Here is a 24,397-nt window from a genome sequence, read left to right on the forward strand (position 1 = left end):
CGGCCATTGGTGTCCGATTAAAACGATGGTGTCCGAATGCTCTTCTTTCGGACATGACCTTTAAGCCGCGGGCAAAGACACGTCAGCAGTCCGTTTGAAAGGAACGGTGGCACAGGCCAAAGCGAACAGGAACAACGGACATCCGCCCGATGCCTTGAAAGTGATGAGCTTCGCGGCGTCGGGCGGATAAAGGGGGCAGCGATAGGAGATGTCGTGATGCTATCGTTTGCGAATGGTGATGAACTTCTCTTGTCCGGTAGCGGTGTCGAGATAAGAAATTCGGGCTTCGTTGCCGGGCATGGAGATGAGTGCCGTGGTGGTGGCGGTGTGCATGTCGATGGGTTGTTCGAATCGTTTTCCATTGACAGAGAGAATGCGGCTGCCCGAACGAATGGGGAGTTTCGGATCCCAAACCATACCTGCCGTGAGGTGTCCTTCGGGAGAAACGGTGATGACCACGTCCCACTCGGCGGTGTAGAGATCGCGCTTGGGGCGGACGTCGTGGGGCAGATAGTAGAAGGTGCGATGCTTATAGTCGATGATGACATCGCCGTGGGCAAGAATGGCAGAACCGATGCGCGAGTCGTGGCCGTCGGTGGTAATGGTGGTCACGTTGTCGAAGTCGATGCCGGCGAGGGTGAAGCGGGGGATTTTGAGGCGGTGTTTGAGAGAAGAGTTTTCAAGACCGGAAGCGCCCATAGAGAGGATGCCCGTACCGGAAGCGAGGTGTTTCACCGCTTTTTTCGACTTGCGCAGACGCTCATGGCTTTGCGTGGACATTTCGTAGAAATCGGCTGCACCGCTGTCGAACATCACGGTGTCGATAGCCTGCTTGCCGAGATTGACAATAAGGTGAGGCACAAAAGCTTCGGTCACGAGGGGAGTAGCGCGTGAAAAGTCGACACCGAGATCTTTGCTGAAATCGGTGAATGTGAACAAATTATTGCGACTGTCAAACTTGACAATCCCCATCTTCATGAGATTGTAGCCGATGATACCATCGATGCCGAACTGCTCGGTCATGTTACCCTTCTCCCAACGCATGGCTTCGAGATGCAGGAAAGAAACGTTGCCAAGTTTGAGTGAATCGAGCACCACGAGGTGAGCCTGCACGAGTTGTCCGTTGGAATCATGTCCTTTCTGCATGGAACCGACTTTGAGTCCGAGTTTTTGGGCAAAAGAATAGCTGACACAGCAAGGAGCACCGGTATCAATAAGGAACGTTCCGGCATGTCCGTTGACTTCGACCCGGGCGATGAGTTTTCCGTTGACATTGCGATAAGGAACAGTGGCACGGAAGCTACCGGCATTTGCTTCGCAAACTCCAATGAGAAGCAGCAAATAAAAAAAGAATGATATGCGTTTCATGAGTGTCGGAATGATAAAAAACGAAAAATAGAATTGTGCTCTCGAAAACTTAGGGAGTACACGAAAGAAATAACGACAGAAGTGTTTCAAGGTAATGAAATTCAGAAACTCTCAAAAACGTGTTTCTGCAGTCTTGCTTGACAGACAACTTTGCAGAAACACGCTAATGGAATATGAAAATACGATGTGTCACCGTGCAGACCGATCGAAATCGAGAACTTCCCGAATGAGTTCATCTCCATTACGATAGCCCACGATGCGTTTCAGTTCTTTACCTTCACTATCAATGACAAGCATGGTGGGATAGGCAGAGATGGCGTATTTGGCAGCAATTTTTTTTCCTTCGCCTTTCTCCATGTCGATTTTGATGCTTACAAAACGAGTTGTGAATGCTTGTCCCACTTCGGGGAGAGGAAAAATATCATCGGCCATCTTTCTGCAAGGTGTGCACCACGAGGTGTAAGCATCGAGGAATAAAAGTTTATTCTCGATCTTGGCCTTGGCAAGAGCTTCGTCAAAAGAGATGGGATCGAAAACGACACCTTGATTATGTTCCAACCGATCAGCCAAACTATTGAGTTGTTTGGATAGATTTTCGGAAGAGGTTTCGGAAGCTGCCGTTTCTCGAAGATAAGCTATAACGGCCACGCGTTGTGATTCGGATATTTCAGGCAGATCAAGGCTGAGATCGACAGAGGCCTTTTGCTGTCCAAATCGATGGGAGTTTCTGCGAAGATAGTCCAACAACTCTTCATATTTGCGTTCACCTCGAAGTTTAGCAACATCGTAGAGGGCATAAGTCAGGCAAGTGTCGGGAAGATCTGCCTTTTGCATGGCAAGACGAATATCTATCAGCTTCGAGGGTTGATATGGCGATGTGCCCAAAGCCATTTCTGCCACATCAGTGCTATAATGTGTTTCGATGAAGTAGTTGACAGCAGCAGCCCCATTGGATTGAATGAACTTCTCTTTATTATCGATCAAAAAACGAAACAAATCACTCTCCGAGTCAGAAATCAATTGTTTGAAATACGTCCAGTTTTCTTTTTTGCTATATTCCTTGGGCGTGAGTTTGCCAAAATACTGAGTAGCTACTTGCTTGATTTTCTCTTGCTCATCTGCCAAGCTGAGAGCGTAGAGATAGTTGAACAGATCCTTCTTGCTCCGTTTGCCGAGATCGTATGCTTTTTGAGTACCGACGAGAGAGGTTTTCGGATGGAGCAAACGCACAATATCTGCCTTAAACTCCGGTAGTTTCTTACCTCCGACAATGCGCGAAATCACTTCGCCGTTGGCATCAAGGATGAGGTAGTGCGCAAAGCTCCGTATGCTGTAACGTTCGGCTATGTGTTTGTTTTCCCGCTTGCTTACATCTATGAACAGATTGACGAAAGTTTTGTTCATGTAGTTGGCAAAATCAACATCCGAAAACACATACATATTCATGCCGTGGCAGGGAATGGCCCAATCGGCAAAGCAATTGAAAAAGATGGGTTTCCTTTCGGTCTTGGCTTTTCGGAGTGCTTCTTCGAGCGTATAAACGTACTTGACTTTGATGTCGGCTTTGAATTTGTCACCATACATACTGGAAACGGGTTGTGCAACAAGCGTTTGCATACTCAACGTGAAGACCACTGCAAGTATCCACGTAAGGAAATGTTTATAGTTCATGATATTGGAAATTATGAATAAGTTTCTCCTACTGCCGAAACACTCATCGTCTTTCGGAGAAGAACATGGTGGAAATAAAGAGATGCTCTGTTTGAAAATCATTCCGCATTTTTGACGCAACGCACACTGTTGAGAACCTCTCTGCGAGCATTGTCGAGACGACAAGTACCGCGCCATACCTTGGTATTGAATTCCGCCGACATCCTCACCATGGCCACCGGAATGGAGTCTTGCATGTTGAAAGTGGTAGCTGTCCAATAGTACCAAGCCCTGTCTTTGTTGATGTAAAAAGGTAATGCCTCCTTGCGATAGGCATTACTTCCTGCCTTTGGTGCATTAAATCTTGCTGCACCTCCTTGTTCGAGAAGTGTGGCCAATCCTTCTCCGCGCCAAGCCTCGCTGACTTCGATTTCTGAATCGGAAAGGCCGAGCGTACGTTCAAGCTGCTTCCAGTCTTCGTCGGTGGGCAGACGCCACCCTTCGGGAACGGCTTTGAGAGCAGCCTGATGAGAGTAGAGGAAACCATATTTCTCCACATATCCTCCATTGACTTTCTCTGCTTTGAGGAAAGAAGCTTTTCCCTCTCTTGCACGAGCTTCGGGCTGATTGGCATAGTCAAGCAGTTTATCTGTGAGCACCTGCCCGAATTCAGGGTTGAGGACTGCGATCATCTCACGCACCTGATCGGCAGTCAGACGACCTTTCTCTATCTGCTTCACCCAATCTTCGATCATGAGAGTGAAAGAAAAAGAAAAATTTCCGCTTTTCATCGGCCATCCATCATATTGCGGATCATGAGCGATGGCGAGCATCAGTTCTTTAAATGCTGCATCATCGGGCTTTACTTTTTTGAGATCTGGAGCGGTTTCGTTCCAAGTGAAGCAACCATCCAAGCTATACCCCGGAAGGGCATAGCGGAGATTTTCGGCCATCCAGATCTGTTTGCCGATACGTATGGTCTTGTAAGTATTATTGTCTCTGGCATCAACAAAGTCGGGAGCCTCTTGAACGACAGCAGGATTGAAGTTCACTCCGAGTTCGTCCTTATCACTGCAAGAAGGCAGCAAAGCCACTCCCATGAATGCAAATAAGATATATTTTTTCATGTGTATCTTTTTTCAAACGTTATACATTTTCTTCATAAGAAGTATTCTTCGTTTTTCTCTTCTTCCGACATTCCATCGTAATTCAAATCCACACCGAGATCTTGCGAGATAAAATCGGCAAGGATTTTGTATTTCTCCATGATCACACTCATGGATCCATAACGACGGCGGAAGCCTTTATCTCCCAAATGAAGAATGGCCTTGACGAAATATGTTCTATCCTCCTCATCATCGTCGGGGGTAGCAGTGCCGGTGTTTTTCCAACCTCGCAAAAAACCGTATTGCCCCATTTCGGCAATCATGTTTTTGCGGATTCTCAAAGCTTCTTCTCGATCGTCTACATAAGGAGCCCCTCCGTGTAAACTTTCCGTAAGTCTCTCAACAATATCCTTTCCTTGATAGACTTGGAAAGGAGGCTCGTCGTAAAGTTCATTGACAGAAAGCGTCCATGACTTCTTTTGCCACTTCACGATGGTGGAACATTCACCGAGTGTTTCCCAAGAACGACCATACCATCCTTTTTCAGAGCATACGGCGGCAAAACGTGCACAGAGATTTAGATTTCCTTTGACACGATCGTGAATCATGTTTTTGATGATCGTGCCAACCTGATAGTCAATGGTATCTTTATTGACCACATCTTTAATTTTAGCTAATACCAACGTTCGAAATCCCACTCTATAAAAGGGCTTTTCATCCCCACGCCTGGTAGACACCGTGAGTGTATCGGCCAACATAATGCAAAACGGTCGCATCGGTTTGCTCACCTTTTTCAGATATTCCTTCACGTAGCGCAAAGCGTTCATTTGCTCGTGGGGATCAGTGATGTAGCGATAGGTGTATTTCACACTTCGATCGTAGCCGTAGAAAGTCCAATTTAAATCAATGGTTTCATAAGTGTAAAACGGATTTCCGCTATGGTCGAAACCTTTATGCTTTTGGGCAATGGTGTCGTTGAAATAAACGGGAATATTGTATTCCTTGTAGATTTCATAACGAGCGGTCTGAATGGAATCATCGGGATTTTCCGTGATTTCAAAGTCATTCTCAATTTGAATGCCGGGCGTCAGTTCTTCCTCTCCGGAACAAGCGGCAAATAGCACCAAAGCAAGGCAGAAGAATAGATGTTTCATCGTGATTTTTGTTTGATTGGTGAGAGATCAGCCAAAGCACAACGATATTGTCGTCCGAGCAATAAGCAAAACCTCTTCATAGTTATTCAACAAAGTCGAGAGATGCTGTTAGAAGTCAAGATTGATCCGAACTGTCCGAATTGTTATCTCCATTTTCTTCTTCATCTTCGGGAAAAACAGGAGGAACCGGATCGGGTTTGATTTCAGAACGTTTCTCACGCAGATTGTCTGCCATCGGAATTTTATCAAATTCCACCACACTCTTGGGAATGGCAAAAGTGAAAGAAGGATCTCCCGCAGGCAAGACATAAAGATGAGAACTTAGGAAAGAGTTGGATTCGCTGAAAGCATTGAAGACATGCACCACGTTTTTGGCCAAAGGCTGACGTTTGTTGACGGCATAACGTCGGAGGTCGAACCAGCGATGACCTTCGAAACACAATTCGCGGCGACGCTCGTTGCGCACTTCATTGACCAATTCCTCTCCGGTGAGATCGGTGTGGGTGTAATAGGGTATGCGTTGCGTGCGAAGGGTTTTCATGCTTTGATTGGCATCGGTCTCTTTGCCCGGTTGCATGGAGCAGGCCTCGGCATGATTGAGATAGGCTTCGGACAGACGCAGCAAGAAGGCATCCGAAATATGATTCAGTTTCAATCCACGCTCATATTTTTGCATGAAGCGTATGCTGTCGCTTTGGGCATTGACCGAGAAGAATGCCACTTTTCTCATGTCGCCATCTTCATAGAGGTCATACAGTTCGCGCGACACGCAGTAGTCTCCGGGATTTCCCGACAACGAAGTGCGCGTGTTCTCGGCCGCCACATTGTTGGCTCCTTGCGAGAAAATGATTTCACGATTGGACGGTGTGAGAAAAGGAACATTGATCTGAAAATCCGACGTGCCGGAGAGCGTGAAGTTTTTGCTTTCGATCACTCTTTTCGCCGTCGCTTCGGCCTCTTCCCATCTCTGCATGTAGAGCAGAGTTCGGCTCAACAGCAACGCCGCCGCTTCGGCCGATGCTCTGTGCAAACGAAAACGAGGATTTTGCGGACTGATCGTGAGTTGTTCCTCGGCAATGCGCAAATCATTCACGATGCTTTCATAAACGGCTGCGGCCGAAGCTCGCTCAAACTGCGTGTCTTTATTTTTATCGTGTTCAACGTGAGACGTAAGTTTGAGTGACACATTCAATGTCACCGTGGCCGAATCGGGATCATAGGGTTTGCCGTAGAGGTTGGCCAATGCGAAATAAAACTGTGCTCTTGCAAAATGCGCTTCGCCTTTCACACGATGATACATCATTTTTTCCTCATCCGTGTTGCGCGGCATGTCGTCGATGATGTCTATGATGTTGTTGGCGTGGTTGATGCGTGTGTAGAGCGTATTCCATGTAGTGGCGTCGTCTTGCGTGACAGTATGTGTAAAATTGTAACGCACATCTTGCTGCCAAGTAAAAAAGCCAAACATGAGCGATACGACTCTGTCCCAAGCTTGATCACCGACGTTCCCCTTGGAAGCATCCGTTCCGGTGGTGTTGATATCATCATCGAGCATATTGACAAATGCCATCGTTCCGGCCGACATGCCTCTCTCTACCGTATGACTGCGGAGATATACATCTCCAATGAGCAATTCGTTGAGGTCGGTGACACTTTTGGCAGTGACGAGGTCTTGTGAATATTCATTAAGGAAGTCGCTGCATCCGGCTGTTCCGAACGCCAACAGACCGATCGCAATGTTGAAGAAGTTATTTTTCATAATCTGCCATCTTGTTTTAGAAAGTGACTCTCATACCAATTGTATAAGACGGACGCATGGAGAGAGAAGTGTTGATGGAAAAACCGGTTTGCGTAGGATCTTGCCCGTCGAGTTCGCTCGATTTGAGCGTAAAGACGTTGGACATAGACAGATCGAGCGAGAGATTGCTGAAAGGTGTCTTTTTCAGTTGTTTGTTTGTAAATTGATAGCGCACCGTCATGTTGGACAGTCGCAGATAGCTTCCCGAAACGACACGCAGGTCGGAATTATCGTACATCGTCCAATGGTTTTCGGCAAAGGGTTTGAAACCATGCACACCCACTTGCGCATCAGAGCTCCAATGGAAACGATACTCAATCCACCCGATGTCGCTCGGACTGAGCAAAGCCGGGTAAGTCGTATACTTCTCATCACCGGGAGCTTTCCAACGTTCGAGAAGTTCCTTACGCACATTATTTTCAGAAGAAATACCGTTGAGGATGTCTTTATAGATGGCAAACTTGCGAATTTTGTTGCCCAAGCTGTAATTGAAGCTCGTGCTGAACGAGATTTGTTTCCAACGGAGCGTACTGTAAAACGATCCTTGCAAATTCGGTTCGCGACTCCCACTATTGACCATCATCATCTTCATGATTTCTCCCAGCGTTTTACCTTCGAGCAAGTGTCGACGGTCTGAGTAATCGTCAAAGAGGGGCATACCGTTTTTCGGGTTCAATCCGAGGAAACCATAAGAGTAAAACGTACCGATGGCCTCTCCGTCGATGAGTGCCGTCCCTGTGAGGAAATCGTTAAGTGAGTATTCGTTGGCCGATTTACCTTCAATGCGATTGAATACCATGGAGTAGTTGGTCGAGAGATACCATGACCAATCCTTCGATTTAATCGGATAGCCCGACACCGAGATGCTCATCCCCTTATTGTAGATATCGCTGCCGTTCATCACGTACTGCTTCACGCCGTTGATGGTGGACACGTTCACATTGTTGAAAGCATCTTTCGTGTGTTTGTAGTAAGCATCCGTTCCCACCGTGAATCGGTAATCGAAGAAAGAGAAATCAATACCGATGTTAAATTGGTCTGTCTGCTCCCAACGCAAGTTCGGATTGGGCAAAGCATAGACCGTCGATATGTTCTCGCCGTAATAAGTATCCACACTGCCTTGGCGCAACAACAAGTTAGGCGTTTGGTTGTCCACCATGTTTCCCGTCTTACCGAAAGACGTGCGCAGACGTCCGTCGCTCAAACTTCTGTTGTATTTGAAAAACAGCTCTTTGATGTTAAGCATTCCCGACATCGACCATACCGGCAGGAATTTCTCATTGCTCCGGCTTCCGAATTTGTTAGAAGCGTCGAAACGGCCGTTTGCGCTGAACGATGCGAGATTACCATAGCTATACGACAAGATCATGTAGCTACTGAGGCGATTGTTCTTGTCAGCCGTCAGCCGTGGATGATTGGCAGCCACCCACGAAGCGTAGTGAGGAAATTTTTCCATCTCCTCCGGCGTCATGATCACATATTTCATGCCTCGGTTTTTGAAATATCCACGTGTATTCTCGGAATATCCATTGGTTCTCGCAGCGTTCATTTCATAACCGATTGAAGAACTCAGCAAGTGCTGTTTACGCTCACCAAAATTGTAACGGAAGTTGGTTTGCAAACGCAGCAAAAAATTCTCATTCACATTGTTGGACATGTTGTACACCCCACCATAGGGCAAATCAGAAAGACCATGTTTTCCGGGGATCGGAGCCACTTCCGATTCTCCGTTTTTCAGTTGAGCCACATAGTTGCCTTTCTCACCAAACCATGTGTGTCTGTTACTCGAAGCACGCTGATAAGAGGTGGTCAGCGTGAGGTCGAGCATCGTTTTGTACCGATACACCAAATCCAACGCCGCGTTGATATTGTTGTTCTCATAAGTATTTTCAGCGTTTGCCACCTCATTGAGAATATTGTAGCGATATTTATATTGTGCCCCCTTGTCCGTGCCGACGTTGTAGGCATGCTTTTGGTAGTAGTAGAGCGAACCGTCGGGATTGTGCGAAGGCAATGCTCTCGTCGTGTTGTAAGCATATCCGAGCGGATCGATTTCGTTGGGCAGTTGATTTTTCTTTTGCACGCTGGCATTCACGCGAATATTGGCAGAGATCGTTTCGGCGATTTTAGTCTGTAAGCTCACGTTGGCCGTGTAGCGATCGCTAAATTGCGTTTTCACCACACCCTCCTCCTTGTTGTAACCCAACGAGGCATAGTAACGCGTGGCTTCATTCCCGCCCGACATGTTGATCGTGTGGTTGTGGTTGAACGTGTCTTGCGTGAGCAGTTTGAACCAATCCGTATTGACCGTTTCGGCACGTTGCACTTCTTGTCGAAAAGTGTCGTAGTCAATCTGCCCCGTGACATAACGGTTATACAATCCCTCATACCCTACCATCGTCATGTGGTTGGGGAAGGCATAGTGCAGGTCTGTCAGGTCTTTTCCAAACTGCACGCGCTCCTGCGAGTTCATCAGATTGATGTTTCTGTCGGAGTATCGGGGTCGTGCCGTGTAGCGCATCTGCGTGTTGTAGCTGATACGGGGAGGGCCGGGTTCTCCCTTTTTGGTCGTCACCACGATCACGCCGTTGGCCGCTCTCGTGCCATAGAGTGCCGTTGCGGCGGCATCTTTGAGCACGTCGATGCGCTCGATGTCTTGGGGATTGATACCCGAAATGGCATTACCGATGTAGTTGATGTAGTCGGGGTCGTTGAGTTGCTCGTTGGTCACGTCAACGGGATCCGAGAGCGGAATGCCGTCAAGCACCCAAAGCGGTTCACGGTTACCGATGAGGGTCGACGTTCCGCGGATGCGCAAACGCGCCGTGGCTCCCACCTCACCCGAGTTTTGCATGAAAATCATGTCGGGCACACGACCTTCGAGTGCTTGTTCGATCGAGGTCATGCCGGGCATGAGGATGTCGTCCATTTTGAGCGAGGTGATGGAGCTTGTTTTCTCACGCGTCGAAATCGTACCATATCCCGTCACGATAGCCTCTCCCAATTCCATTCCGGAATCTTCGAGCCTGAACGTATATTCGCCTTTTCCCGACAGCAGTGTGATGCTGCTGCGTTTCATCCCCAAATAAGAGGCTGTAATTTTCGTGCGGCCGTTCATCACGTCAATAGGCACTTTGAGCGTAAACCGTCCATTGGCATCAGTCATGGCAGCCCACACTTTTTTACCCAGTGTCACACGAATATTGGCAGAATTGAGCGGTTCGCCCATTTTGTCATACACCACTCCCCTCAACTGTACCCATTTCTCGGCCACTCTACCGGCGGCATAAGTACTTGACGGAGAGCTCGTTTCCTGTGCGTAGGCATTGACACCGACTCCGAGCAAAGTGGTCGTGAGCAGGCTCAAATATGCACTTCGAAAGGGAAGGAGTTTCCTCATGTTCAGTGAATTTGATTGATAAAAAAAGATGAGTTTAGAATATGGATAAAGCCAACGAAAACCGGCTTCGACGCTTCGGAGCAAGGCATATCGCTCGGAGCATTGCACCGAAGAAAGCAACATCGGTCATGCTCACAAAGCGAGAACATCGAAAGCTCTTTTAATACTTTCGGGCACAAATATACTAAATAGTGTAATAAAAGAAAAGTTTTATAAGAGAAATTCTCTATCGTTCTTCAAATTGCTCCGACAATGATCCTGTCACCCTCACTTTCGACACAAAAAGCAATGTCCGAATAGTGTCCGAAAAAGTATGTAAACGCTTTTTCCGCAGCTTCTCTCAAACGCGTTCTTTCCATTCCCTACCGCCCAAAAGAACATCCGCCTCTCCCCCTCTTCGGGCGGAGAAGCAGATGCTTTCGGAGTTCGGCGTGTAAGCAGTTACACATCCGTTGGAGCAGATGTGTTCAGTCGCCCCAAATGCTGCCCAACGATTGTTTTTGGGTGTCGGGCGGTTTGGAGGCTTCTTTTTTTTCGCCGAATGCACCTATGGTACATAATAAAGCATCTCAAAGAAAAAGAGGAAAACGGAGGAGGAAACACGAAATGCAGATTGGGAATAACAGTAAGAACGGAAAACGCTTCTACCTCTGAGGTAAGAAAAACGGGCTCTGAGGTAGGCGTTTCTACCTCTTAGGCCGTGAGAGCGGCCTCCCTCGAAGAAGCGAGAAACAACAGTCTTTCGCGCGCACGCGCGTATCCTTGTAATTGTATTTTGCCTCCGCTGCCTCCGCAAAAGGATGCAACAAGCTGCAAATCAAGACTTTGTTTGCGAAGGCAAGTGAAGGCAAAACGAAAATTTATTTTGTAAACAATTGAAATACATCGACTTATGCCGATTTTTTGCTTTCACAAACTCGAAAAGGGGTGGTTTTCGCCCAGAAGAGGTGAAAGGAGGTGAAGGCAAAAAGAGATTTTGCCTTCACCAAAGGTATATTGATTTTCAACGATTTGGAAGAAGCTCCCAACTTTTGCCTTCACTTGCCTTCGCAAGAAAAGTACTAATAATCAATGCGATGACCGTTTTAGCGGAAGCAAAACGGCAAAAACTAAAAAATAGGGGAAAGAAACGCTCAAAAAGGGCGGTTTCATCGACATCGACAACAATCGGCACTCCGACCAAGCGGAAGAAGCCGAAGGGGATGCGACAGCTGAATGATGGCACACCCCCTCCGCTCACGAAGTCGACGCCGAACGCGTGTGGGCGAGAATGAGCCGAAGTTCGGCCTGCGAAATGTCGTCGCCCAAGGCTTCCATGAGTTCGTAGAAAGAAACGGAGTCGGGGTGCTCGGAGATAAAACCGACGACGCGCGCGATGTGGTCGGGAGCGACAATATCGGCGAGGGAAAGTGTGCCCTCGGCCACGTGTTGCGAAAGATGCTTGTAGACGGTGGCTGCAACCAGCCCTCTCTCGGCGGCGATTTCTTCGACCGTCTTTCCGCTTTCAAACATCCGTAGAGAGATGAGGTCGGTGCGCTCGCGCGGTGGTTTTGCGGCCTTGGCGACAGCTTTTTCGGCGGCGTTGGCCTTGGCGGTTTTGGCGGTACGCTTGCCGGAGGCCGAATCGGGAGTTTCACCCAAGGTGGCAAGAGCTCTGGCCTGCTGATAGGCTTTCTGTTCAAAACCGTGGGCAGCCACGTGACGCAAGAGGGCGACACGCAGGCGAAGCTCCTCGGTCATTTCTTCGGAGTGTTTTTTGAGGCGTTTGGCCACCACTTTGTTGTTGGTGGACAAGGAGGTGTTGCCCAACAAATGCACGAGGGGAGCGAGGGCATCGAGAAAATAGTCGGCCGCCTTGGTCACTCGTTCCTGCAAAAGGGGCGAGTGGCGATAGTCTTCGGCGGTGAGGACGATGTGCTCATATTGCCGTGCAAAGCGGTGCGAAACGGCTTCGATCCGATCGGCCAGATCGACACGGAGGGCTTTGAAATCGGCCACGGTGGCCGGCTGCTGCTTGTAGAAATATTCGTCGAGAAGGCGCAGAAATCCGTCGAGGAGGACGAGAAGCACGCCGAACGAAAAGACCTCGCCGAGGAGTTGGAGGAAGAAGAGGCGTTCCATTTCGCGCACTTTCTCGGGCGTGGGAAGTTGTTGCGCCATATCTTCGGAAAAGGCTTGCACGTGGGCGTCTTGAATGATGGCTCGGGGAGGGATGGGGGCGGAGAGTACCAAGCCTTCGAGCGTTTTGCAGCGCGAGAGGGCAACGTAGGTCTGCCCGTGGGCGAAGGAGGCAGAGGCGTCGATAATGGCACGCTCGAAGGTGAGGCCTTGGCTCTTGTGAATGGTGATCGCCCAAGCCGTGCGGAGGGGAAACTGCAGAAATACCCCTTCGGTGATTTCCTCGACCTGCATGGTAGTTTCGTTGAGGGCGTATCGTGAGTTGAGCCACTCCTCGCGCGGCACGTCGATGTGCTCGCCGGTGTCTTGGGCGCGGACACAGATTTCGGTGGGAGTGAGCGAAACGACTTCGCCGAGCATGCCGTTGAAATAGCGATGGGCACCGGTGCCGTCGTTTTTTACGAACATGACCTGTGCGCCGATTTTGAGCGAGAGGTCGGGCTGAGTCGGATAGGAATATTCGGGAAACGTGCCTTTGATTTCGGCACGATAGGTGAAGGCTTTCGAGGGCAGTTGCGCGAGGTTGTGCTCGTTGATGCGGTCGGCCTGATGGTTGTGGGTGACGAGGCGGACGTATCCTTCTTCGCGCCGCGGCTCGAAGTTGGGAATGTAGCGAGCGTTGAGGAGTTGGAGCTCGGTCATGCCGGCGGTGTTGTTGCGCACGGCATTGAGGAGATCGATGAAGTTTTCGTCGCGCTGCCGATAGACGGTTTTGAGTTCGACGGTGGCATAGTCGGTGCTGCGCAGGGCGTTGGCAGAAAAGAAAAAGGGCGATTCGTAGTGGGCGGAAAGCAACGACCACTCCTCCTCTTTGACGACAGGCGCGAGCTGCTGCAAATCGCCGATCATGAGCAGTTGCACGCCGCCGAAAGGTTTGTGGCGGTCGCGGTGGCGGCGGAGCACGGCGTCGATGTTGTCCAACAGGTCGGCACGCACCATGGAGATTTCGTCGATGACAACGAGGTCGAGACTGCGAATGAGGCGTTTTTTGCGTTCGCCCATGCGAAAGGTTTCGCGGCTGTATTGCACACCGGGCAGAAAAGGAGCAAAGGGTATTTGGAAGAAAGAGTGAATGGTGACACCGCCGGCGTTAATGGCCGCAATGCCGGTGGGAGCGAGAACCACCATGCGCTTGGTGCTCTCTTCGCGCAGACGGCGCAGAAAGGTGGTTTTGCCCGTTCCGGCCTTGCCGGTGAGAAACAGGTGGGTGTTGGTGTTTTCGATGATTTGGCGAGCCAGAGCGATTTCGGGATTGGACATGACACGGTGATTTTAGGAGAGCGTCGGGAGGGGAGAATGGAGGTTTTCGCGGTGCTTTTTGAGCGTGCGAAAAGTGATTTTCCCACAAAAATACGAATTTTCGTGCGTTTTTTTCTACTTTTGCAAAAATAAAAGCAAAGAGCGGCCTGCTGCTCCGACTTCTCACGGAAAAGCACACGCCGAAACTCACAACAGCACCCATACGAGCATGCCCCCTTCACACCCCCATTCAAAACCGACCGCGACGGCACTTCCCGAATTGCCCGACGAGGAGCGGAAAAACACAAAAACGACACGCCGACACAACGGCATGCAGCCTGCGCCCATACAAATGGCCATCATCGACTCCAACCTATTGGCCTGCATGGGGTTGATGCACATTTTGAAGAAATTCATTCCTTTCGCGCAGGTGAAGATCTATCACGCTCACGAAGAGCTGATGGCCGACGATCCCGAAAGTTTCGCCCACTTCTTCGTTTCGTCGCGCATTTATTTTGAACACACCCGCTTTTTTCGACGCAGAGCCTATCGCACCATCGTGTTGATCAACGGCGAAAACCTGCCCCCCATGCCGGGAATATTGACGCTCAACGTTTCGCAATCGGAACAAGACCTCATCACCGACCTCCTGCAAATGCACTCGCAAGGACACGGCACTGGCCCGCACCGACCGCGACAACAACCGACGGAAACGGCCACACGACCACGAAACAACGACGAGCCGACCGCAGAAACACAACCACTCACCGCAAGAGAAATAGAGGTGATCACGCTGCTGGGAAAGGGGTATATCAACAAAGAGATTGCCGACCGCCTCAACATCGGGCTGACGACTGTGATCACACACCGAAAAAACATCATGTCGAAAATCAATGCCCACTCGCTCTCCGACGTGATCATCTATGCCGTGATGAACGGACACCTCGACTTGGGCGAATAGCCGAGACGACAACCGTCAATCTCCAAAAACAAACATCGCCCCGAATACCGCTCGGTATTCGGGGCGATGAGTTTGGTGTAGCCCGACCACGAAAGAGGAAGCCGGGAGAAACGAGGGTTGCGGAGAGATCAAAAACGGATGAAAAACAACGACACGCCCAGCACACTGATGACGGCACCGAGCACTTCTTTGCGCGTCACACGCTGTCCGAAGAAAAGATGAGCCGGCCAAAGAATGAGAATAGGGCTGAGCGACATGAGGGTCATGGCAATGCCCGTGGCGGTATATTGCGTGGCCATGAGCGACAGAGAAACGCCGAAAAAGGGGCCGAAAAACACGGCACAAATCAACATCGTCATGCCGCGACGATCGACCACCCCGCGAAGCAACGCCCCCCCCTTGCGGCTGACCAAAAGGATAAACACAAAACCGGCCAAACCGGCAACGGCGCGAATCATGGTCGAAGCAAAGGGCAGCGTTTGCAGCAGGCCGTCGAGCGTTTCGCTCGGCAAAGACAAGGTGCGAATGGAAGCCTCGTAGTGTTTCAAACCGACGGCCGACAACACCAATCCCAAACCCTGACCGACGGCCGCACCAATGGCATAGAGCACACCGCTCGTGGGAAGATTGAGGTGTATTCTGCGCTTGCCGGCCTCTTCACTACGGCCGCGGCCGAGAATGGAAAGGGCAATACCCAACGTCGTGACCGACATGCCCAAAACAGCGGAAAGAGAAAGGGTTTCGCCCAACAAGATCCAACCCGATATGGCAGCCGTGGCAGGGGCGACAGTCATGAAAAGCTGAGCAAAACGCGAACCGATCACGGCATAGGCGTTAAACAGACAATAGTCGCCGAACACGTAGCCCACGACGCCCGACATCAACAACCACCACCATGTTTGAACATCGGCATGGAGAGGAACGCAGGAACCGGTGACCACATAGAGCAAGGAGGAAATCATGAGCATCGAAAGCACCATGCGCAACACATTGACCACATGAACACCAAGACGCTTGGTGGCAACTTCGCTGAACAGCGCACTGATCGTCCACGAAACGGCAACGAAGATGGAGAGAGATTCTCCGAAAAAGGGAATGGAGGTGAAATTTTGCATATCTCGAAAAGTGTCGTCGGCGATTATTTCTCGCCGTCATACCCGATTGGGGGGATTTTCGGGCGCAAAAGTACAGACTTTTCGGAAGATAGCCGCGCTAATCCGACCAAAATGCGTAAATTTGCACAATGATACCGCTCTATTTTGCTCCTCTGCAAGGATATACCGACGATGCTTATCGCCGTTTTCATCAACAAGAGGTGGGAGGCGCAACGGCCTACTACACACCTTTCGTGAGATGGGAGCACGGCGGAGTGAGATCAAAAGACTTGCGCGATGTGCGACCGGACTTCAACGAAGGGGTGCCGCTCGTCGTACAAGTCATTGCGGCTTCGATCGAAGAATTTCGGCATTTGCTCGAAGTCTTGACGCCCTTGGGACATCGCCGCATTGATCTGAACATGGGCTGTCCGTTTCAGCTGCAAGCACGCCACGGACGAGGGGCAGGGCTGTTGGGAAATGTGGAAGTGGTGCGTGAAATTCTCAACGAAATGAACGTGCGCAGCGATTTTCATTTTTCGGTGAAACTCCGTCTCGGTTGGGACGCCCCGAACGAATGTATGCAGTTGCTTCCCCTGCTCAACGACGCCCGACTCGTGCAAGTGACACTGCACCCACGACTCGGCATACAGGGCTACAAAGGAACGGCCGACATTGAGGCGTTTGCGAAATTTGCCGAAGAGTGCCGACATCCGCTTGTGTTCAACGGCGACATTCGCACACCGCAGGAAGCCACACGCATCATGGAGCGATTTCCAACACTCCACGGCCTGATGATCGGCCGCGGATGGCTGGCTCGACCATCGCTGGGCCGAGAACTGGCCGAAGGACGGGAATGGTCGAGAACGGAGCGCATGGCACTTATAAAACGACTGCACGACCGTCTTCATGCACACTACGCCGCCATAGTGCCCGGAGATGCCGCCCTACACCAAAAACTCAAAACCTATTGGGACTATATGGAAGAGGAGGTGGGGCGGAAGTGCCTGAAAAAGCTGAAAAAAGCCGGCAATCTGAAAAACTATCTCCGCGCCGTTTCGGAAGTGGTCTGAAACCGCGGAACGGCAAACTGCGCGGTACATCGGTTTACTCCCAACGCCCGACAAAGTCGAGCTTGCTGTTTTCTGAAATCATCAATCATACCTTTTCAGTATATGGAACCCGTAATCTCCCCAACCATCAAGTATATCGGTGTCGACGACCGCGATCTTGATCTCTTCGAGAGCCAATATCGTGTGCCCGAAGGAATGTGCTATAACAGTTATCTCATCTTGGACGAGAAAGTGTGCATCATGGACACCGTCGACCCTCGTTGCGTCGATGAGTGGAACAACAAACTGCACGCCGCGCTCGACGGACGCACACCCGACTACCTCGTCGTTCAGCACGTAGAACCCGACCACGCCGGAGCCATTGCCGATGTGGTGAACGCTTATCCCGATCTGAAAGTCGTGGCCAGTGCCAAAGCCATTGCTTTCATCGCCCAATTCAACGAAGGCATCGACTTGTCGGATCGCTCCATTGCCGTGACCGACGGCTCCACCCTCGAACTCGGCACACGAACCCTCACTTTTGCCACTGCCCCCATGGTACACTGGCCGGAGGTGATCGTCACCTACGACGACAAGGACAAAGCCTTGTTCAGTGCCGATGCGTTCGGACGATTTGGTTTCTACGAACTCGACGACGACAAGTGGCTCGAAGAGTCGCGACGCTACTACATCAACATCTGCGGTCGATATGGCATGCAGGTTGGAAAGCTGTTGGAAAAAGTAGCAAAATTCGACGTCGAAATGATCTGCTCGCTCCACGGAAATGTGTTGCGAGGCGAGAAAAAGGCCGAAGCCATTCGCCTCTATCACATCTGGGCGAAATACGAAGTGGAAACACCCGGAGTTCTCGTGGCCTACGCCAGCATACACGGGAGCACGAAAGCCGCCGCACTCCGATTGGCCGAAATTTTGAAAGAAAAAGGTGCTCCGGCCGTAGAGGTGGCCGATTTGGCACGAGGACTGATGGACAAGGCCGTTTCCGATGCTTTCCGATATGGCTCATTGGTGCTCTGCGCATCGAGCTACGACAGCGAAGTGTTCCCTCCGATGCACTATTTCATCCATAAACTCCGCCTCAAAGGCTATCAAAACCGCCGCGTGGCCATCGTCGAAAACGGCACTTGGGCACCGACGGCAGGAAAAACCATGCGTGCAGAACTGGAAGCATTCAAAAAACTCGACATCGTCGAGCCGGTTTTCACCATTAAAAGCACGCTCAAATCCACCGACGTCACAGCACTCGAAACACTGGCAGAAGCGGTTTTGGCCTGACAGGTCTGACGAGCATTCATCGCCTCGCGCCCTCATCAAGACAGCTCTTCCATTTTGCTCGCTGCCTCTCTGCGAAACAGCGCTTCTCCCAAGAAACACGGTCGTTGTCGCAGAGAGGCAGCGATGTTTTTTCAAAAGACATTCAAAAAACTCTTGAAAAAGACGTTCAAAAAAGTTTCGGAAAAGGCATTCCGATACTTTTCAAGGCATTTCAAATTGCAATTTATAGTAAACCAAATACAGACTTTCTCAAAAAAAACTTTTTTCGCATACGACATTTTGAAGCCTCTCCAAAATGGACTACCTTTGCACGCGAAAAACTTCTCTTTTTTAACCTTTTGAATATGAATAAATTTTATGCCATGTTTTTGGGCTTGGCCATTGCCGGAAGCGGCATGGTGGCTCATGCACAATTGGTGAGAGGAGGCAATGGCTCCGTTTCGGAACTTGCTCCCCTCAAAATCACCAAGAAAACTTTGCGAAAAATGGCTCCGAAGGGAATGAAACTTCGTATCGACCATGCCAAAGCCCGACAGCAATACTTCGTACTTGCTTTCGACCAAACGCTCACGCCAGAGGCCGAGCAGTCGGTGTCGCGCCACGCCGCCTACATCTCCTACCTCCCCGACAACCTCTATATGTATGCCGCACCCGATGCCGAGAAGGCAGTGGCAGCCATACGGAAAGCACTCGACGGACGTAAGGACGTCAAGCTGCTGACAGTCGGGGCACTGCCCATTCGCTACAAACTCATCAACGTGCTGTTGGAAGCCTCAGACAAAGGCACTCCCCTCCCCGCATCGGTCGTTGAGAAAGGCATCGTCGTGAGCACCGTGAGACCGGAAGACCGACAGACTCTCGAAGCCACCCTCGACAAATGGTACATGGATTACGACTTGACTTCCGACGAAAGAGTGCGACTTCTCAATCCCACCATCGAACAAGTATTTCAAGTGGCAGCATTGCCGTTCGTGATTTATCTGCAACCATACGAAACGCCCGTCCCGTTGGCTTTCCACATGAATTATATCACCGAAGCCAACCGCATTCAAATCGTGAACTACGATCTGAAAGGCCCTATCGGTAGAGGAACGACATTCGCCAACTGGGAACCCTATGGAGGCGAAGACCGTTGGACACTGGGAAGCTACGGTCGCAATGCAAAAGAGGCGAGAGACAAAAGTATCAATGCTCATGGAACGAACTGTGGGTTAATTGTGGCAGGAGCCGATAATCTTGTAGAGGGCCAAACACAAGGTATGGCTCCCGGAATGCAAATCATTGCCATGAATGATAAGTTAGCTCCATGGGGGCTACATCACAACGGAGTCGAGACTGCACTCACCAAAGGTTTCTCTCCGCTCGTATCCAATCACTCGGTAGGATGGAACATCAACCCTGTTCATCCCGATCTCTACTTGGAAAGCTCTGCTTTAATTGACGATATCATCTATCGCAATAACAACTATATGTGCTGCTACCCCACCGGTAACTGGGCATATGGAAAATCCACCTATCCTCCTTATACAGATCCCGACTACGGACGTATTACCGGACACATAAAGACCAACAAAAACGGATTGGCAATTCACTCCACGATCTACCCCGGAGTTGATGTTACATGGGCGAACTTCGGTCCGACTGCCGATGGACGCATGAAGCCTGACATCTGTGCCCAAGGCTCCGGCGGAACATCTTATGCCTCTCCCGGTGTGGCCGGTCTGATCGGTGTACTTTTAGAGCAATTCAATACCACTTACCCAACTCTCTCTCATCGCATAGACGTCTGCAAAGCTGTTATGCTCAACACTGCACTCGATGTACGCACCTACGCCAATGGCAAAGAAGAGGGGCGAGGTATAGACTATCGCACAGGTTTTGGAGAAATCAACCCTCCCGCTGCGGTGAAAACCATTGCAGACCGTCGCATCAGTTTCGATCAAAAAGTAAAACAAGGAGAAACAAACGAAATGAAACTCTCTGTGCCCGAAGGGCAAACGGAGCTTCGCGTGATGCTTTATTGGAACGATCCCGCAGCCACCGTCGGTGCGCAAAAAGCACTCATCAACGATCTCGATCTCGAAGTCGTTACTCCGTCGGGCGAGGTGGTTCTGCCATGGACACTCGACCCATCTCCTCAAAACGTCACGAAACCGGCTCAACGCGCCGTCAATCGCCGTGACAATGCGGAGCAAGTCATCATCACAGCATCTAAAAAAGGCGAGACTCTTGCTGCCGGTGAATACATCATCCGCGTAAAAGGGCACCACGTGCCGAGAGGCCCTCAAAACTTCGTGACGACTTGGCAAATACGTGAACGCGGCATCATTTGGACTTCCATTCCGAAGGGCTACCGTATCAGTCCGGGACAAACCGTTCTCCTCTCGTGGGACATGACCGTAAGCACCGAAGAAGATCTTCTTGCACTCAATTTCCACAGAGGCAGCATGACACCAAGCGTTTACTATCGACTATCCCCCGAATCAGAATGGATACGCGCAAGTGCCGTTCAAGATCTTTGCTATTGGACAAACGTCGGCAGCAAACAAGTAAACGGAGTCGTCTATGGTAAAAACTTCTTTAAATGGAAAGTTCCTCAAAACATGTCTCCTACTTCCACATTACAGTTCAAAGTAACGGTAGACGATTTAGAAGCAATTTCCGCATCTGCACAAGTAGGCGAACACTTGTCCGAACGTCCCAAGATTTTGGCTTTTTCGGACAATAAGATAAAACTCTCTTGGAAACCCACAGAAAAGACAAAAGAAGGTAAATACTTCATTTATGCCCTCTACGATAAGTACATGCAAGTCGTGGACAGTGTCGATCTTCCCATCACTGAAAAAGAAATCACAGCTCCGAAAGGTGTGAAATGGTCGCAAGATCAGTTTTTTTCCGTTGCCGTATTCGACAGCAAGGCCAAATCTCTCGGTCGTCGTTCGATGCCCGTTGGGTTTGACCCCTTCAACTCCGAAACCACAGATTCCGAATATCAATGGAATCCATCCTACCTGCTTTGTGTAGGCGACGAATTAAATCTGAAAACCAATCTCCTCGAAGGCAATGTACGTTGGTATCTCAATAGTAAACCTATCGAAGGCGAAGCCGGCACTACACGCGTCTACAAAGTGACGCGAGACGTTCCGGGCAAGTATCACTATACCATTTCCGATGCTTCGGACAAAGTGATCTACACTTCTCCTCAAACCACCATCAATGCTTCTACCGTAGAATTGGCTGACACGGCCAAATGGGGTGATTTTGTATGGGAAGGCTATGCTTTCCATAAAGCCGGAGGATCGGCCTCAAATCTTCCTTTACTTACCGAGAAACTCCCTTTCTACGGAAAATTCACTCTTTCTCAACTCTCTTTCGACTCCGAACACACACTCTTCCCATGGTCGAAAGGTACAATTTCAGATATCATCGGCTACGAAGGTTGCCCTACCACCGGTTTTTCAGAGGAAACTGTCATCGTGATGAAGCGCAAAGGATTCACCCCCGGCAAGTACACCCTCAAATTCGAACGTGCATCAGGCGTAGCCCAAATCTTCATTCGCGATGGCAACGGTAGTTTGATCAAACATTTCGACACCCCTGTCAATTCTCATACGTCGAACATCGGAACAATGTCGCTCGACGAAAACTCCACAATCGAACTCCATTGGACGGGCAACCACCTCATCTTCTCCGCCACACTGCAAATTCCCACATCCGAACTCTCCATATCCCCCGCCCGCGTCGTTCCCCGCCCCTCTTTCTGGCTTGATCCCAACAAACAGGAACAAACCGACGGCAGTGAAGTGAAACGCCTCGCCGACTCCTATCCTCAGGCCGAAACATTCTCTTTGGTTGGTCAAAAAGGTGCTCGTTTCAACCCCGGCGGATCCAACTACAACGCCACACTCGACTTCAACGGTCACAGCGGCTACATCGGCGGCATGCGCAAAGCCAACACTTCTAACAACACCACGGATTTCATTGTTCTCAATGCCGTTCGTGGTTCAGGCAACGAACGCATCGCCAGCTTCGGCAGTGGACAAAGCGACGAAAAAGACAAGCACAGCTATGCCTTGACGATAGACAGAGAAGGGCGCTATTCGAGTGTTCGTGAGAATGTGTGGCTTTTGCAGTCGAAAGGCCGTGCAGGCACACCTCGCATAGTTACTGTTCGCCATAGCAAAAAACTGACCAACATCTCCATCAACGGTGAAAACGTGGACGGTTCTGCCAAAGTAAACTCCGAAAAATTCAATCTGCAAAAGATGACCATCGGCACCTCTTTCGACGCAGCTTCTCCTCACTATTTCCGTGGACAACTGGCCGAACTCGTGCACTACGATGTCTCACTCCCTGCAATGAGCGAGAACCGCATTCGCACCTATCTCGCAATCAAACACGGCATATCTCTCGACCACGACTACATGATGACTCCTTCCATAATCATCTACCCTGTGGTGAAAGGTGGCTATAAACATCAGATCGCCGGTATCGGACGCGATGACAAGTCTCGATTGAACCAGAAACTGTCGCGCGGCACCCACACCAACGGTACTCCCGCCATGCTGACCATCGCATTGGGTGATTGGGCAGAAACCAATACGGCTTCTACCGCCGAATTTGCTCAAAACCTCACCTATTACGTGGCAGGCGCAAACACCAATGGAAAACCCAACCAGCGCATCGGCGACACTTCCATGGTGAGCTATCAGCTCCGTCGCACTCAACCGGCAGATGCTACCCCCGAAACACTCTCATTCTATCTGCCGGCCACATCTTTCAACCGCGAAGGAAAAACGGCCTACATAGAGTTTTCGACCAAAGAACTGACAGATCCTCACCCGATGAACGGTTCAACCTTTGTGGAACTGAAACCCTATGCTGCCAATCCCTCCCTCATCCGTGCCATCTACACTCCCGTTGAAACCGACACCTATTTCCGTGTCGTGTGGAAAGACACCGTTCCCAATGCCATCGAAGGAATACTTCTTGACACCGATAGAAGCGTATCTTACGACGTTTCAACCGCAACTTTCGAGGTAAAAGTAAAAGATGCTCAAACCCTTGACGTGATTGACCTGCAAGGTCGCACACTCCACGCCAAAATCTCCGTGAAAAACGATCGCAGCAATGCAGTCCGCCTGCCTGCCGGAGTCTACGTGGTGAAAGTGTCTTGCAAAGACGGTTCCACCCATGCCGTGAAAGTAAACGTGGCCGAATAAGCCGCGACGTAACACCGACACAACCTTTCTGCTTCCGCAACGGAGGTCGCTTCAAAGTCCGAAAGACGGCGATGCGACCTCTGTTTCGTTTCCATAATCAGACCACGGCAAAACCTCTATCGAGAAGAATTTAGGTCAGTGATAGATTTTTCTACTCGTTACTCCGTTTGCACTACTCCTTGGGTAAAATGCGTTCCGATGCTTTAAGGTATATCCGGACAGACCGAAGAGAAATCGGTACAATTCTTCGTGAAAAAAGCAACATTCAACCCCTACATGGACTTTTTCTTTTTTTTATCTACATTGTCTACACTAAACCTCTTAAATCGCAGATATACAAACCATTGCGAATGTAGACAATACGGTAAATCAACTACATTCTTCGTTACAACCTACACACTGCATCGGGAAGGCATGCAGATGCCCGAAAGCCCAACCATGTAGGCCGTGTAGGTTTTCGGAAAATCCGTATACACTCCTTTTTATCTGTGTATCATCGACTTAACCATTTCCCATGTATATCAAAAAAACTCCGTCTACACTTACATTTCTCTGAAATTCAACCACATGAAAGGGAAAATGTATGTTTTCGGCGTTTTTACGAAATGATCATTGGGGAAGCCTTCCGCTGCACTCTCAGCATCCAACAGACACAAAAATTAATGGGACTTCTGTCTCCACAGAGTCCCATTAACCAACACAAAAACTAAACTAGACTTAACTAAACTATTTTCACGTTATCGTCTCGACAACTAAGAATATGGCAAATATACGGTCTTAAACAATAACTTCCAAGAAAAAAAGACAAAAAGTAATATTTTTCTTTCATTTCATTGAATTTACAGCTTATTAATCCTTTTGAGAGCCATTTGAGAGATGAAG

Annotated in this window: 12 protein-coding genes; 4 read left to right on the top strand and 8 right to left on the bottom strand. The window is 49.8% G+C overall.

Annotated elements, in window-relative coordinates; genetic code table 11:
- Positions 1-219 precede the first annotated feature (219 nt).
- The 7 genes from EII14_RS03945 to EII14_RS03975 form a co-directional block, all read right to left on the bottom strand.
- Positions 220-1,368, bottom strand: coding sequence for a retropepsin-like aspartic protease (locus tag EII14_RS03945; protein WP_124931261.1), 1,149 nt, complete (start codon positions 1,366-1,368; stop codon positions 220-222).
- A 189-nt stretch (positions 1,369-1,557) separates the two neighbouring features.
- On the bottom strand, positions 1,558-3,039 hold the full coding sequence (locus tag EII14_RS03950; RefSeq protein ID WP_158608317.1) for a thioredoxin family protein: 1,482 nt from the start codon (positions 3,037-3,039) through the stop codon (positions 1,558-1,560).
- A 98-nt stretch (positions 3,040-3,137) separates the two neighbouring features.
- Positions 3,138-4,145 carry an FISUMP domain-containing protein gene (locus tag EII14_RS03955; RefSeq protein WP_124931263.1) on the bottom strand — a complete coding sequence of 336 codons (1,008 nt, stop codon included), beginning with the start codon at positions 4,143-4,145 and terminating at the stop codon, positions 3,138-3,140.
- Positions 4,146-4,177: 32 nt separating this feature from the next.
- On the bottom strand, positions 4,178-5,278 hold the full coding sequence (locus EII14_RS03960; protein WP_124931264.1) for a hypothetical protein: 1,101 nt from the start codon (positions 5,276-5,278) through the stop codon (positions 4,178-4,180).
- Positions 5,279-5,393: 115 nt separating this feature from the next.
- Positions 5,394-7,037: a RagB/SusD family nutrient uptake outer membrane protein gene (locus EII14_RS03965; protein WP_124931265.1), complete on the bottom strand. Its 1,644-nt coding sequence runs from the start codon at positions 7,035-7,037 to the stop codon at positions 5,394-5,396.
- Between the two features lie 16 nt (positions 7,038-7,053).
- The gene (locus EII14_RS03970; protein WP_158608318.1) at positions 7,054-10,476 is read right to left on the bottom strand and encodes a SusC/RagA family TonB-linked outer membrane protein; all 3,423 of its coding nucleotides are present in this window, start codon (positions 10,474-10,476) and stop codon (positions 7,054-7,056) included.
- Between the two features lie 1,236 nt (positions 10,477-11,712).
- Positions 11,713-13,914 (bottom strand): AAA family ATPase, encoded by a 2,202-nt coding sequence (locus tag EII14_RS03975; protein ID WP_124931267.1) that lies wholly within the window; start codon positions 13,912-13,914, stop codon positions 11,713-11,715.
- A 208-nt stretch (positions 13,915-14,122) separates the two neighbouring features.
- On the opposite strand from EII14_RS03975, the gene EII14_RS03980 reads away from it, so the two are divergent.
- Positions 14,123-14,854, top strand: a complete 732-nt coding sequence (locus EII14_RS03980) for a LuxR C-terminal-related transcriptional regulator (RefSeq protein ID WP_233569361.1) — start codon at positions 14,123-14,125, stop codon at positions 14,852-14,854.
- A 128-nt stretch (positions 14,855-14,982) separates the two neighbouring features.
- Here EII14_RS03980 and EII14_RS03985 read toward each other — a convergent pair whose 3' ends face one another.
- Positions 14,983-15,969, bottom strand: a complete 987-nt coding sequence (locus EII14_RS03985; protein ID WP_233569362.1) for a DMT family transporter — start codon at positions 15,967-15,969, stop codon at positions 14,983-14,985.
- A gap of 128 nt (positions 15,970-16,097) precedes the next feature.
- Here EII14_RS03985 and EII14_RS03990 point away from each other — a divergent pair, with 128 nt between their 5' ends.
- The 3 genes from EII14_RS03990 (at position 16,098) to EII14_RS04000 (ending at position 23,515) form a co-directional block, all read left to right on the top strand.
- Positions 16,098-17,021, top strand: coding sequence for a tRNA-dihydrouridine synthase family protein (locus EII14_RS03990; protein ID WP_124931268.1), 924 nt, complete (start codon positions 16,098-16,100; stop codon positions 17,019-17,021).
- 102 nt (positions 17,022-17,123) lie between these two features.
- A complete protein-coding gene (locus tag EII14_RS03995) occupies positions 17,124-18,293 on the top strand; it encodes an FprA family A-type flavoprotein (protein ID WP_124931269.1) in 1,170 nt (389 codons plus the stop codon).
- Between the two features lie 344 nt (positions 18,294-18,637).
- Positions 18,638-23,515: a S8 family peptidase gene (locus EII14_RS04000; protein WP_124931270.1), complete on the top strand. Its 4,878-nt coding sequence runs from the start codon at positions 18,638-18,640 to the stop codon at positions 23,513-23,515.
- Positions 23,516-24,397: the final 882 nt, after the last annotated feature.

This window comes from Alloprevotella sp. OH1205_COT-284, from assembly GCF_003859795.1.
Classification (GTDB): domain Bacteria; phylum Bacteroidota; class Bacteroidia; order Bacteroidales; family Bacteroidaceae; genus Alloprevotella.